This window comes from Streptococcus sp. Z554 (assembly GCF_053010305.1).
In genome coordinates this window covers 43852-56756 of the sequence record NZ_JBRKNV010000005.1, presented here as the reverse complement: position 1 = coordinate 56756, position 12905 = coordinate 43852, and the positions used below count along the sequence as shown (strand labels likewise).

Below are 12905 nucleotides of genomic sequence, written 5' to 3'. Positions count from 1 at the left end.
TTTTATTTCTTGTTTGAGTAGTAATGATTAGCTATTATTAACGATTTCTCGAATTGGGTGAGCGATCTGGTTCGTCTGGAATGTTGATATCTTGACCTGCCTTTGCGACGAGGAGATCTTGCGTATCTTTTTTCTCTACGTTGTAAGGATTGGAGAATTCTTCGTCCTTATTTTCATGATTTCCCTGGACAGGATGAACTCCTTCTCGAGTTCGATGATAAATAGCGCCGTGTTCAGATGAGAGGTTGAGATTGATTCTCTCAAGTTCTTTTTTGGATAACTGGATGACCATATCTTTTTTTGCCTTTAGCTCTACCTTACCGTGCACTTGGATATCGTCTGCAGAGATATGTTCATGGTCTGCTTGGATGCGGCTATCTGTTAGACTGGTTTCAAATACATTGACAATTCCAGTTGTGATCAGTTGGCTATTTTTAATCTCGCTATCAGTGATTCGAAGAAGATAGCCATTTGACAGAATCTTGGCATTGCTGACTTTTGCATTGGCAATCGAAAGGACACCATGGTCGACCTGGGCTGTTAGGTTTTTTAACTCTCTTCCTTTCGGTAGTGATAGAACGACTTCATCATTACGTCTAGAGACTCCGCTTGCGATAAATAGGATTCCCTCGATACTAGAACCTAGAGAATGACGTGTCGTTGACTTGGTGTCTGAAATCTCAAGAGTTTTTTCTTTGATAAAATGTTGAAGATTTTCTTTTTCAGAGATGGTTGGATGATACTGGATGTGGATCTTATCATCGTTTGACTCCGTAATGACGAGCGAATGTTGTGTTAGTGAGATGTTAAGATTTTCGATATCTTGATTGAAAACGAGCTCTTCCATTCGACTTTCAAATACTGGATTTTGTGACATTGCAAGGAGGCTTCTGACACCGTCTGTTTGGATGCCGATGATCATCATTGAAAAACCTATGATACTGGTAACAACACCAAAGATAAGAAATCCTTTTGTTAATTTACGCATGACTTTCACCTCTCTTTCCTCTATTAAGAATCCACTGAATAAGTCGAAGGATTAGTATTCCAAAGAAACGGGTCACATAGGAAGTCGCTAGCAAGACTAGGGATGAAGCTCCAATAGCTAGCAAACCTCCACCAAAAATCAGCGTAAAGGCAGATGTCGATTCAGCCAGAACGTAGAAGCTTTCAAATAGGAGAACGCCTCCTAGGATTAGTCCAGCTGCTGATACAGCAAAGAAGGCTAAAAGTATACTAACCGTAGCGATAAAAATCCCGATGATAGCCATGAGAAGACCAATCCCGACTGGAATCCCAATAGGTGCAGCCAGAAGTGCGAGGATTGCGATTTGTAAAACCTGACGGTTGTTCTTATTGGAATTTTCTTCGTTGATTTTTTTATCAAGAAGTGTAGTCAGGATGTCATGGGCAGCCTCTTTTGGACTACCGAGGCTAGCTATGAGTTCTTCCTCACCTTCTGGACCGGCATCATCAAAGAGTTCTTTGAAGTAGTCCATGGCTTCGATGCGATCAGCTTGAGGAAGCTTCATCAGATAGGTTTCAAGCTGATTCAAATATTCAGTTCTTGTCATGGCGAACGCTCCCTTCTATGATGCCGTTGATAGTGTCAGTGTAGAGTGTCCATTCTTCTCGAAGGGCAAAAAGTTGCTCCTCTCCAATTTCTGTTAAGGAATAGTATTTCCGCATCCGACCTTGGTATTCGCGAGAGTATGTAGTCAGGTAGCGGTTGGTTTCCAGTTTTTTCAAGATGGGGTAGAGAGTCGATTCCTTGATTTTGGCGATGAGTTTAATGGTTTGACTAATTTCATAACCATAGGAATCCCCTTGTTCTAGGATGGCCAAGATGAGGAATTCAATCAAAGCCGCTGATGTTGGAAAATACATGGGGCACCTCCTTTTTAGTATATAAAAATTTTATATATAATTATTCTACACATACATCATACATCTAAATGTAAGCCCTGTCAAGCAATATGTATAAAATTTTTACATATAAAAAATCTTCTAGCAAAAACTAGAAGATTAGAGGATGTTTTGTATCAATTTGGGGCAATGCTTATCTGTAATCCTCATCATAAATGGGCGGAAGATAAAAATACTTGTCTTCGATCTTGATTCTAGCACAGAGGATGCCATCTTGATAGACATATCCGTTAAATGGAGGATAGCTATCCAAGTTTTCTAGGATATTCTCAGGCAAAGAACTAAAATTGTAATCCCTCAAGGCCCCAGAACCAATCAATCTTTCAGTCCGATAAGCCTTGATTTCTTTTTCATATTTTTTGAGAAATTCTTCTCGTTTGCTTTCAAAGAGAGGCAAATCTCCGTCATCTAACTCGTAATAGCGGTCATAACCAGCAATCCAAGAAATATAAACACACAGTAAAGATTTTTCTATCTCTGGAGAGTAGCCAATTGTAAAGTAATTTTCTTTGTCGACCTGCCGATTTTCTACTGTGATAGTCTGTATAAAGTTAGTCATAATAATCTCCGTTTCAAGAATGAACTAGAAAGGCTTCTCATTTAAAAATCTTTTAGCTCATCAAAGATTTCTATAAATTTTTCTTTGTCCATCCCTAAATCTTCAGGTAGTAAATCTAAGATCTCGACCAGGGCATCATAGATATCCTCTCTCTCGATTGTTTCAATAAAACAGTTACGCTTGTCCATTTTATTGAAACCTTGAGTATATTCTCTTATGAGGTCTTCTATGTGTTTCATAGTATCCTCGTTGGGGTTTTCTAGAAGCTTTCTAACACTTGCTCTAGTCTTTCTATATAGAGAGGCTGCTTTTTTTGCGTTTGCGGTTGAAATATTCTCTTGTCCATCCCATGAGCGAAATGGATTGTCTAGGTTTTGGGCTAGCCATTCAGCTTTTCTCGGTTTTGTTATCCAAAGATTCAGTCCCTTGTCCTGCTGTTTTTTATAATATTTTTTGGCTACTTTAGCGGCCTCTTCTGGTAAGCTGCTCATCCAAAACATGCTTAATCGAGGTAAATCTTCTGGTTTGGGAATATCCTCTGCAGTAAAGCCAAACAAATCAACAGTTGAAAAATTGACTAACTCTTTGAACTCTGATAATTTATGGAAATTGAGAATATGACCAGGTTTCCCCCACAATCTTAATTCCCTAAGTCTTGGATAGTTATTCAAGATTTGTGCAAAGTCTATTTCAAGGATGTTAGAACAATGGATGGCTCCTAAATCTTTTAATCCCAGTACCTTAGGTAGAGAACTATCAAGTTGTAATCGTAAGCTGGCTCCATGGTCCTTTACAAGTATTTGACAATTGTTGTTCATGTCTCCTAATAAGACTAGCTCCTCCAAATCATCGTTCAATCTAAGTTCCTCTACGCCTGTCAAATCAATGGCAAGCCGATGTATGGATGTCTTAGAAAAATCCAGTTTTGTTTGTCCATGATTTTTAAGAACTAGTTCTGTAATAAAAGGAGTTGACTGCAAATACTCATATATATTTTTGTGCCATCTCGTTAATGTCAACTTAGATAAACAAGGGAAGACTTTTAATTCTAATGCGTCTTCAAAAGGCGTCCACTCGTCATTGATATTGTGTTTAGAAATACGGCACTCATTTCCTGCAAATGAAACTTTTTCCTTGCTTTTATCTGCTTTCTTAAATAAATCCCTTTTTTCTTTTGGTATTTCTTGCCATTTCAGTTGCCTATAAATATCGTAACCATTCCCCCAAAACATAGCATATGTGTTTGTGCTTTCGGTTGTTAATGGTGTTGTATTACCAATAAAAATATAATGTGACGGTACATGAATATCAACATTACTGAGATGTAAGTTTCTTTCCCAGTACATAAAATCTATATAGAGTGGCTTCAAAGAAGATAGTTCTTCTTCTCTAAGAGGTTGATCTCCTGACCAGTCTAAAGACAGTAGGACAGCTTGCGGCTTTTTCTCCCCCTCTTCTATCTTGGTTATCTGACAAGCTGTGTATTTTTTTAGATGGAAATTGTAAACACAATAGACGTCCCCTGCTTTTGCTAGCATACAAATTTCTCCTTACATGATTCAATGGTCCTTGGTTAATCGAGATTTTTTATCCAATCAAAATTTCTTAATGGTGTTAAAACAATTATAAATGTAGACGTTTATAATTTCAACTTTAGCATCGATTCAACTATCAATTCCCAAAGTAATAATCTTTTATGTACCCAGACAGTGCTACTCCTAATAAATTGTAACCGGAGTTTTCCTAGCTTTATTATACCATTTTTGCGCGGAGGAACAGTAGTATGCTTGGTAAATCTATACTTTGTAAAATGTTGTGAAGATCCAAAAAAACCAGACTCAGTCTGGCTTTCAAAGTGTGTTTATTTGTGGCAAATTCTAAAAACCTTTTTAGAGGATTTTATCCGCTCGATCCACCATAAAGAGGGAGATTGTCATGATGATATCAATCATTAAAAGAGTCAGTACGGCTGGGCTCCAAGAATGGAAGATGTCAAAGCTATAACCAAACAGAGTTGGTCCAAAGGCTGCCAGGATGTAACCACCTGTCTGGGCAAGTCCAGATAATTGGGCTGTCTTTTCAGGAGAGCTAGTTTTGATAGAGAAGCAGACCATGAGATAAGGGAAAAGAGCGCTACAGGCAGTACCAATCAAGAGATGTGTGACTAACCAGTAAAGGAAGCTCTTGCTCGGGTATAGGAGCATAGCAATTCCAAGCATTCCAGCCAGAGAGATGATTGTCAGCATGATTTGACGGTGACGATTGGACAGACGAGTTGTTAAACTTGGAATGGTCATCGAGAAGGGGATACTGATCAGTGAAAAGATAGAAGCCAAAAGGCCAGCGTCTGTATGAGATAGTCCTGCACTGATGGCCATGGTTGGTAACCAAGTCATACTGGTATAAAAGAGTAGGGATTGGAGCCCACCGAATACAATAATAGCCCAAACTTGTTTGTCTCTTAGAATGTTCTCTTTCTTTTGTTTTTTCTCATGTCCTTCTAGAAAATGATTGTGACCATGATTGGGCAACCAGACACCCAAAGTGAGTAGGCAGACAAAGGATAGGCAGAGAATTAAACCTTTCCAAGAGGTCGCCTGAGTAATGGGTACAGAGAGATAGGAAGCAAGAGCCGTTGTAATACCCATAGAGGTCACATATACTGTTGTCAGGAAGCTAATCTTTTGTGGGTGATTGGCCTGAATAGCGCTAGGAAGGAGCACGTTAAAGATCGCAATACTTGCTCCGATGAGTAAAGTTCCCAGATAGAGTAGAGGAAGATTAAAGATACGAATCACTGAACCTATGCTCAATACGATAAGACTATAGGTGAAAAGGTGCTCGAGTCCTATCTTTTGAGCCAAACGGGTCGCAAAAGAGGAGAAGAGGGCAAACATCAAGAGAGGGAGACTGGTCAAAACACCAAGTGAACTAACTTCCACGCCTAAACCTTGAGCAATATCTCCTAAAATAGTCGGTAGGGCTGTAAAAGGAGCTCTTAAGACCGCTCCAATTAAGATAATTCCTAGAATAAAAAAGAGTGATCGTTTTTTCATGTGAACCTCAATAAGCTGATTTTGATAACAGCTTATTTTAATTTTTTTCCCTAAAGATGTCAAGCTAACGTGAGGTAATCCTCGACTTTCCCAACAGAAATCATAGTAAGGAAGGACAATATATTTACTAGTTTTTTTCTGCTATTCAAATAAAAATAGGAAAGTCTGAAAAATTGTGATAAAATAGTGAAAGAAAATCTATACATTGGAGAAGTGCTGTGTCTGAAAATCGTAAATTTAGCGTCTTGATGTCAGTCTATGTTAAAGAAAACCCAGTCTTTCTAGAAGAGGCGGTAGAGAGTATCATACATCAAACGCTCAAACCTAGCGAGGTGGTCATCGTCGAAGATGGTCCGCTGACACCTGAACTGTATCAAGTTTTGGAGAAATTGGAAGCACAGTCTAGTATTCCAATCAAACGTTGCCCACTTGAGCAAAATCGTGGCTTAGGTTTAGCGCTTCAGTACGGCGTCTTACAGTGCCAATATGACGTCATTGCTCGTATGGATACAGATGATATTGCTGTCGAAGACCGTTTCGAACAACAGTTCGAATTGATGGAAACAGAGAATTTGGATTTGCTGGGTGGTCATATTGCAGAATTTATCGATCAACCAGACGAGATTGTGTCTTATCGTCGTGTGCCGATTAAGCATGAGGATATCGTTGCCTACCAGCGTATGAGAAGCGCCTTTAATCACATGACTGTTATGTTTAAAAAAGAAATGGTGCTCAAGGCTGGTAATTATGAGGATGGCCTTTATATGGAGGATGATCTTCTCTGGCTTAATATGATTAGTGCTGGAGCTCGAACTGGAAATGTGGATCAAATCCTATGTAAGGTACGAGTGGGAGCAGGGATGTTTGAACGCCGTGGAGGTCTTCGCTATCTCAAGCTCTATCGACAAGCACGTAAAAGAATGCACGCGCGTGGACAGATTTCTTATGGTGAATACCTGAAAAGTGTTTTAATTCAGGTTGTCGTTGCTCTGTGTCCAGGCTTTGTGCGACAGTTTATATTTTTAAAACTTCTAAGAAAAAGCAAGTAATTGTAGCCAATTAGATTTTAAAAATTTATCTGAAGATTACTAGAAAATGTGATTCTGTGTAGGAGGATACCATTCACATGAATAAAAAAATAACAGATTACGTAATTGATCTGGTTGAAGTATTAAATAAACAACAGAAACAAATATTTTGGGGATTTTTTGATATTGCCAGTATGGTCTTATCAATTATTGTTTCCTATATTCTATTTTATGGCTTGATTAATCCAACCCCGGTAGATTATGTCATTTACACAGCTCTAACCTTCCTTTTCTACCAACTGATGATTGGCTTCTGGGGGCTTAATGCTAGTATTAGTCGATATAGCAAAATCACAGATTTTATGAAGATTTTCTTCGGAGTAACTATCAGTAGTATCTTATCTTATGTGATCTGCTATGCTTTCTTGCCGCTCTTTTCTATCCGCTTTATCGTACTCTTTATCCTATTAACCACCTTCTTGATTCTACTTCCTCGTATCACTTGGCAGTTGATTTACTCAAGACGTAAAAAGGGAAATGGAGATGGAGAACACCGTCGTACCTTCTTGATTGGTGCTGGTGATGGTGGTGCGCTCTTTATGAACAGCTACCAACATCCTACTAGTGACCTTGAACTAGTTGGGATTTTGGATAATGATGAAAAGAAAAAAGGCCAAAAGCTTGGGAAAGTCCCAGTTTTGGGTTCTTATGATGATCTACCAGAATTGGCTAAACGCTACAGAGTTGAAAAAGTTATCGTTGCGATTCCGTCTCTAGATCCATCTGAATATGAACGAATCCTGCAAATGTGTAATCGTATCGGTATAAAATGCTTTAAGATGCCGATGATTGAGTCGGTTGTACAAGGTATCCAACCTCAAGCAGGTGGTTTCCAGAAGATTGATATCACGGACCTGTTGGGACGTAAGGAGATTCAGCTGGATGAATCACGCCTGGGTTCTGAAATCACTGGCAAAACAATCTTGGTGACTGGTGCCGGAGGTTCCATTGGTTCAGAAATCTGCCGTCAAGTCAGTCGATTCAACCCTGAACGTGTCATTTTGCTCGGTCATGGAGAAAACTCTATTTATCTGATTTACCATGAATTAATTCGCAAATTCCAGGAAATTGATTTTGTTCCTGTCATTGCCGATATTCAAGATTACGATCGTTTGCTTCAAGTTTTTGAGCAGTATGAACCAGCCATTGTTTACCATGCTGCAGCTCATAAACATGTTCCTATGATGGAGCGTAATCCAAAAGAAGCCTTCAAGAATAACATCCTTGGAACTTATAATGTTGCTAAGGCAGTTGACGCCGCACGAGTTCCAAAAATGGTTATGATTTCGACAGATAAGGCCGTAAATCCACCAAACGTAATGGGAGCAACTAAACGTGTGGCTGAGTTGATTGTCACTGGATTTAATCAACGTAGTCAATCTACTTATTGTGCGGTTCGCTTCGGTAACGTACTGGGTAGTCGTGGTAGTGTGATTCCTGTTTTTGAACGTCAGATTGCTGAAGGTGGGCCTGTAACGGTGACAGACTTCCGAATGACTCGTTACTTTATGACCATTCCAGAAGCTAGTCGCTTGGTGATTCATGCAGGTGCTTATGCCAAGGATGGGGAAGTCTTTATCCTTGATATGGGCAAACCTGTACGCATTTACGATTTGGCTAAGAAAATGGTTCTACTCAGCGGACATACTGAAAATGAAATTCCAATCGTAGAAGTAGGTATTCGCCCAGGTGAGAAGCTTTATGAAGAGTTGCTTGTGTCTACTGAGTTAGTTGAGAACCAAGTAATGGACAAAATCTTTGTTGGTAAAGTAAATGTCATGCCTCTTGAGATGATCGATCAGAAGATTGAAGAATTCCGTACTTTGCAGGGTTCTGAATTGAAGAGGGCAATCATAGCTTTTGCTAATGAAACAACACATGTGGATTAAATATAAAAAATAAGGTATTATCCGTCAAATCTTCTTTAAGTGGAGGTGACAGGTAATATCTTTTTTCTATATTTAGAGGAATTTTCAGCTAATTTTAAACATATTTGCTCTAAGTGAACAGATATGGTAAAATATAATAAATAACAATAATAGGGAGTATCTTATGATTAACGCTTATAAAAGTTTCTTTAAAGGCTATGTAGATTTTGCAGGCCGTTCAACACGTTCAGAATACTGGTGGGTTTGGCTTGGAAATATGATTCTTTATATTCCTTTCTTCTCAGCATACGGAAATGCTCTGGCTAACTCACGAAACGAGAGTGCTCTTATTACTTTGGGCTTTACCGCTATTATCTATTTTATTTTTGGGCTAGCAATTTTCTTGCCGTCACTTGCTTTGACAGTTCGTCGTTTACGAGACGCTGGTTTCCATTGGGCACTCATCTTTGTTGCCTTTATTCCAATGGTTGGAGGTATCGCACTTTTGGTGCTCCTAGCTATGCCAACAAAGGAAGAAGCAACTCCAGTTATAAACCAAGTCAAAGAAGTTCAAGATGAAGAAGCTGTAGAAGTTGTAGAGGCAATTGAAGCGGTTGAAGCTCAAGAAGTCTCACCTTTTGAAGAAATAGACAAGAACTAAAATAAAACTGTTAAAGTATTTCTAGCTTACAAGATCTTTTAAGGTTGTAAAGCTAGTTCCTAAAAATACTCCCAGGTCTAAATTTAAGATTTGGGAGTGTTTTATGTCTATTACAGTTGCTCTACTAATCTTATTAAGTATCCTAAACGAGAAAAACAATAACAGGGGAGTAGGTTATGATTCAAGCTTATAAGAATTTTTTCAAAGGCTTTTTAGATTTTTCAGGTCGATCAACACGTTCTGATTTCTGGTGGGTTTGGTTGATGAATAATATTTTTTGTATCCCACTTTATATTATCTATTTTCAAATGATTTCGAATGACGGAAAAGAAATAGACCCAATTTCAGGCGTAGCCTTCTTAAGTCTTTATATCATTTTGTTTATGGTGTTATTTATTCCTAGCCTTGCTCTAAAAGTTCGTCGTTTACGTGATGCTGGCCTCCATTGGGCTTTCATTTTTTTCGAATTGATTCCACTGCTAGCTATCTTAAGTGGTTTTGTCTTTCTTCCTGTGCTTTCTCTGGATGGTGTTATCCTTTTAGTTCTGATGGCAATGCCAACCAAGGAAGTGTCTGGCTAATAAATGATAGACTGAAGTAATCACTAGTTTAAAAACACTCCAATTTAATTGGAGTGTTTTTGTTTAGGTTTTCGATTGTAGTTGACGTAAAATGTCTGCTGGTTGATGAGCGACCCAGTCCGGCTGATAGCTTAGAAGTTCAGCTTGTTCACCAAATCCCCAAGTAACAGCTAGTTTTTTAATGCCAGTTTCTTGGGCGCCAATCATATCAAACTTAGTATCTCCTATAAGGACCACTTTTTCTGGGTTCAAGTTATGACTTGCCAAAGCTTGACGGATGACATCTGCCTTGTGCACTGCTTGAGGACTTGAACCATAGATGCCGGCAAAGAAATGATCGATTTCAAAATGAGCGGTCATATGGACTGCTGTCGGAGTATTTTTTGTTGTCGTGATATAGAGAGGATATTGTTGAGCTAGTTCAGCGAGTATTTCCTTGATTTGTGGAAATAGCTGGGCTTCGTAAACTCCTTTTTCCTTATAATAGGAGCGATATAGCTGAATAGCTAGCTCAATCTGATCGGGCGAGAGGCAACTAGCAAAACTAGTCTCCAGTGGAGGACCCATAAAACCACGGATGGTTTTTGCGTCTGGACTAGGGACTCCAAGTTGTTCAAAAGTATAGGTGAAGCCATTGTGAATACCGATAGAGCTATCCACAAGGGTTCCATCTAAGTCGAAAAAGATGGCTGATAAGGATGACATTAATTCTCCTAGTAATCTTGAAATTAGTCGCCGAAGATTTCTTTTTGAAGACGACGACCTGTCGGTGTGGCTGCGAGACCACCTTCAGCAGTTTCACGAAAGGCAGTTGGGAGACTAGAGCCCACTTGGTACATGGCATCAATGACTTCGTCAACTGGGATTTTTGATTCGATGCCAGCTAAAGCCATATCAGCTGCGATGAAGGCGAAGCTTGCTCCCATGGCATTACGCTTAACACATGGAACTTCAACTAAACCTGCAACTGGATCGCAGATAAGACCGAGCATATTTTTGATAACGAAGGCGATGGCCTGACTCGCTTGGTAAGGACTTCCGCCTGCAGCGAGGGTTAGAGCGGCAGCACTCATGGCTGAAGCTGACCCCACTTCCGCTTGGCAACCGCCTTCGGCTCCCGAGATAGAAGCGTTGTTAGCAATGACGAGCCCAAAAGCACCAGCAGCAAAGAGGAAATCTAGTTGTTGTTCATGAGTTAGATTCAATTTTTGAATAGCGGATGTGAGAACTGCTGGAAGACAACCTGCACTACCAGCGGTTGGTGTTGCACAAACAAGGCCCATCTTGGCATTGTGCTCATTAACGGCAATAGCGTTACGAGCAGCAGACAAGACAGTAAAGTCTGATAAGGTCTTTCCCTTTTTGATGTAGTGGTCTAGCTTTGCAGCGTCACCACCTGTTAAACCACTACGAGATTTCTTTTCGTTGAGTCCGAGTTCAACAGATGCCTTCATGACTTCAAGATTGCGCTCCATGAGGAGAAGAACTTCTCCACGCTCACGACCAGTTAGCTCAAATTCAGTCTTAATCATGAGTTCGGCAACATTTCCTTGGAAATCAAGTTCGGCTTGTTCGACTAATTCTTTGATAGAGTAAAACATATTTTCTCCTATTGAAAGAAATTGACATTGTGCAAATGAGGAATTTTTCGAATCTCTTCGATAGATTCTTCACAGTTGCGACTATCAACTTCGATGATCATGATTGCTTTCTCGCCAGCTTTTTCTCGAGTGACATTCATTTGGGCGATGTTGATATCAAAGCGAGAAAGAGCTTCTGTCACATGAGCAATCATACCAGGAACATCTTGATGAACGATGATGATGGTAGGGGTGTTCATGTTGAGAGATATGGCAAAGCCATTTAATTCTGTCACCTGAATATTTCCACCGCCGATTGAAATTCCTGTTACGCTGATAGTCTTACGATCGTTCTTAACAGTGATTTTCGTAGTATTTGGGTGGGGAGCATTACTGTCCTTTTGGATGGTCCACACGATTTTAATGCCACGCTTGTGGGCAATTTCTAAACTATTTGGAATTTCAGGATCATCCGTATCCATTCCCAAAATACCAGCTACAAGGGCAAGGTCTGTCCCGTGTCCACGATAGGTTTTTGCAAAAGAGTTAAAAAGCTGGAATTCAACCTCCGTTGGAGTATCATCAAAGATAGATGAAACGATTTTACCGATACGAACAGCTCCTGCCGTGTGACTACTAGATGGCCCAATCATGACTGGTCCAATGATATCAAAGACAGATTGAAAACGAAGTGATTGCATCTGTTTCCCCTTAAAAAGTTTCTTACCTCTATTATAGCAAAGTTTAGATGTAAGTGCTTATTTACATTCTGAAATATATAAAAAGATTAAAAAGCTTTTATAACAAGGGTTTTGTAACAAAAAGTGGCTTTTTTAAGTAAATAAATCACAGTTTTGTAACATTTCTACACAAATTCGTTAACAAATAGTAACATTAGAAAGGTATCATGGTAGTATAAGAAAAAAGGAGAACTTTTTTAAATGAAATTTAACATGAAGACTAAACTTGCAGGATTTGCAGTTGTACTTGCTTTCCTTGCACCATCATTTACTTTTGCACAAGAAACAAAAACTTATACAGTTAAACCTGGAGACACTCTTTCAGAAATTGCTGAGACATACAACACAACAGTTGAAAAATTAGCTAAATTGAACAACATTAAAAATGTTGACCTTATCTTTATTGACCAAGTATTGGTTATCGATGGGGAAGCTCCAGTTGCCCAAACTACAACAACAGAAGCACCTGTAGCAGAAGTTGAAGAAACTCCAGCAGTTGCTGAAACTGCTGTAGAAGAAACTACATATGAAGCAACTTATGAAGCTGCTTACGAAGCTGCTTACGAAGCTCCAGCACCTGCAGCAGCAGAAAGCTACTCAGCTCCAGCAGCAACTGTAAGCGGATCTGAAGCAGAAGCTAAAGAGTGGATTGCTCAAAAAGAATCAGGCGGTAGCTACACAGCTACAAACGGACGTTACATCGGACGTTACCAATTGACAGATTCATACTTGAACGGTGACTACTCAGCTGAAAACCAAGAACGTGTAGCAGATGCTTATGTTGCAGGACGTTACGGTTCATGGACAGCTGCTAAGAACTTCTGGCTTAACAACGGTTGGTACTAA

The 12905-nt window shown here is 39.5% G+C and carries 14 protein-coding genes; 5 read left to right on the top strand and 9 right to left on the bottom strand.

Features of this window, described 5'->3' with window-relative positions; translation table 11 throughout:
* Positions 1 to 37: 37 nt before the first annotated feature.
* From ACVC7R_RS05770 to ACVC7R_RS05745, 6 genes are all read right to left on the bottom strand, one after another.
* Positions 38 to 988 (bottom strand): DUF4097 family beta strand repeat-containing protein, encoded by a 951-nt coding sequence (locus tag ACVC7R_RS05770; protein ID WP_447263909.1) that lies wholly within the window; start codon positions 986 to 988, stop codon positions 38 to 40.
* Positions 981 to 1574, bottom strand: a complete 594-nt coding sequence (locus ACVC7R_RS05765) for a DUF1700 domain-containing protein (protein ID WP_447263908.1) — start codon at positions 1572 to 1574, stop codon at positions 981 to 983. Before ACVC7R_RS05765 ends, ACVC7R_RS05770 begins: the two co-directional genes overlap by 8 nt.
* On the bottom strand, positions 1561 to 1887 hold the full coding sequence (locus ACVC7R_RS05760) for a PadR family transcriptional regulator (RefSeq protein WP_447263907.1): 327 nt from the start codon (positions 1885 to 1887) through the stop codon (positions 1561 to 1563). The genes ACVC7R_RS05765 and ACVC7R_RS05760 overlap by 14 nt, the downstream gene beginning before the upstream one ends.
* 172 nt (positions 1888 to 2059) lie before the next feature.
* Entirely contained in the window at positions 2060 to 2485 is a 426-nt protein-coding gene (locus ACVC7R_RS05755; RefSeq protein WP_447263906.1) for a hypothetical protein, read from the bottom strand.
* Between the two features lie 41 nt (positions 2486 to 2526).
* On the bottom strand, positions 2527 to 4023 hold the full coding sequence (locus ACVC7R_RS05750) for a gliding motility protein (protein ID WP_447263905.1): 1497 nt from the start codon (positions 4021 to 4023) through the stop codon (positions 2527 to 2529).
* Between the two features lie 351 nt (positions 4024 to 4374).
* Positions 4375 to 5541, bottom strand: coding sequence for a CynX/NimT family MFS transporter (locus tag ACVC7R_RS05745; RefSeq protein WP_447263904.1), 1167 nt, complete (start codon positions 5539 to 5541; stop codon positions 4375 to 4377).
* A 218-nt stretch (positions 5542 to 5759) separates the two neighbouring features.
* Between ACVC7R_RS05745 and ACVC7R_RS05740 the strand changes: the two genes are divergently transcribed.
* From ACVC7R_RS05740 to ACVC7R_RS05725, 4 genes are all read left to right on the top strand, one after another.
* Positions 5760 to 6590, top strand: a complete 831-nt coding sequence (locus ACVC7R_RS05740; protein WP_447263903.1) for a glycosyltransferase — start codon at positions 5760 to 5762, stop codon at positions 6588 to 6590.
* Between the two features lie 77 nt (positions 6591 to 6667).
* The gene (locus ACVC7R_RS05735) at positions 6668 to 8518 is read left to right on the top strand and encodes a polysaccharide biosynthesis protein (RefSeq protein ID WP_447263902.1); all 1851 of its coding nucleotides are present in this window, start codon (positions 6668 to 6670) and stop codon (positions 8516 to 8518) included.
* Between the two features lie 163 nt (positions 8519 to 8681).
* Positions 8682 to 9158, top strand: coding sequence for a DUF805 domain-containing protein (locus tag ACVC7R_RS05730; protein WP_447263901.1), 477 nt, complete (start codon positions 8682 to 8684; stop codon positions 9156 to 9158).
* Between the two features lie 176 nt (positions 9159 to 9334).
* Positions 9335 to 9739, top strand: coding sequence for a DUF805 domain-containing protein (locus ACVC7R_RS05725; protein WP_447263900.1), 405 nt, complete (start codon positions 9335 to 9337; stop codon positions 9737 to 9739).
* Between the two features lie 63 nt (positions 9740 to 9802).
* Here ACVC7R_RS05725 and ACVC7R_RS05720 read toward each other — a convergent pair whose 3' ends face one another.
* The 3 genes from ACVC7R_RS05720 to sdaAB are packed head-to-tail and all read right to left on the bottom strand — an operon-like array spanning position 9803 to position 12020.
* Positions 9803 to 10444: an HAD-IA family hydrolase gene (locus tag ACVC7R_RS05720; RefSeq protein ID WP_447263899.1), complete on the bottom strand. Its 642-nt coding sequence runs from the start codon at positions 10442 to 10444 to the stop codon at positions 9803 to 9805.
* Between the two features lie 23 nt (positions 10445 to 10467).
* Positions 10468 to 11340 (bottom strand): L-serine ammonia-lyase, iron-sulfur-dependent, subunit alpha, encoded by an 873-nt coding sequence (sdaAA, locus tag ACVC7R_RS05715; protein ID WP_447263898.1) that lies wholly within the window; start codon positions 11338 to 11340, stop codon positions 10468 to 10470.
* An 8-nt stretch (positions 11341 to 11348) separates the two neighbouring features.
* On the bottom strand, positions 11349 to 12020 hold the full coding sequence (gene sdaAB, locus ACVC7R_RS05710; RefSeq protein WP_006153350.1) for an L-serine ammonia-lyase, iron-sulfur-dependent subunit beta: 672 nt from the start codon (positions 12018 to 12020) through the stop codon (positions 11349 to 11351).
* A 240-nt stretch (positions 12021 to 12260) separates the two neighbouring features.
* On the opposite strand from sdaAB, the gene apf reads away from it, so the two are divergent.
* Positions 12261 to 12905, top strand: a complete 645-nt coding sequence (gene apf / locus ACVC7R_RS05705; protein ID WP_447263897.1) for an aggregation-promoting factor — start codon at positions 12261 to 12263, stop codon at positions 12903 to 12905.

Bases quoted from the DNA above. Each gene is read 5' to 3' on its own strand.
- sdaAA (WP_447263898.1), bottom strand. From the start codon at position 11,340: ATGTTTTACTCTATCAAAGAATTAGTCGAACAAGCCGAACTTGATTTC.
- ACVC7R_RS05765 (WP_447263908.1), bottom strand. From the start codon at position 1,574: ATGACAAGAACTGAATATTTGAATCAGCTTGAAACCTATCTGATGAAG.
- ACVC7R_RS05755 (WP_447263906.1), bottom strand. From the start codon at position 2,485: ATGACTAACTTTATACAGACTATCACAGTAGAAAATCGGCAGGTCGAC.
- ACVC7R_RS05770 (WP_447263909.1), bottom strand. From the start codon at position 988: ATGCGTAAATTAACAAAAGGATTTCTTATCTTTGGTGTTGTTACCAGT.
- ACVC7R_RS05720 (WP_447263899.1), bottom strand. From the start codon at position 10,444: ATGTCATCCTTATCAGCCATCTTTTTCGACTTAGATGGAACCCTTGTG.
- ACVC7R_RS05750 (WP_447263905.1), bottom strand. From the start codon at position 4,023: ATGCTAGCAAAAGCAGGGGACGTCTATTGTGTTTACAATTTCCATCTA.
- ACVC7R_RS05725 (WP_447263900.1), top strand. From the start codon at position 9,335: ATGATTCAAGCTTATAAGAATTTTTTCAAAGGCTTTTTAGATTTTTCA.
- ACVC7R_RS05745 (WP_447263904.1), bottom strand. From the start codon at position 5,541: ATGAAAAAACGATCACTCTTTTTTATTCTAGGAATTATCTTAATTGGA.
- sdaAB (WP_006153350.1), bottom strand. From the start codon at position 12,020: ATGCAATCACTTCGTTTTCAATCTGTCTTTGATATCATTGGACCAGTC.
- ACVC7R_RS05760 (WP_447263907.1), bottom strand. From the start codon at position 1,887: ATGTATTTTCCAACATCAGCGGCTTTGATTGAATTCCTCATCTTGGCC.
- ACVC7R_RS05730 (WP_447263901.1), top strand. From the start codon at position 8,682: ATGATTAACGCTTATAAAAGTTTCTTTAAAGGCTATGTAGATTTTGCA.
- apf (WP_447263897.1), top strand. From the start codon at position 12,261: ATGAAATTTAACATGAAGACTAAACTTGCAGGATTTGCAGTTGTACTT.
- ACVC7R_RS05735 (WP_447263902.1), top strand. From the start codon at position 6,668: ATGAATAAAAAAATAACAGATTACGTAATTGATCTGGTTGAAGTATTA.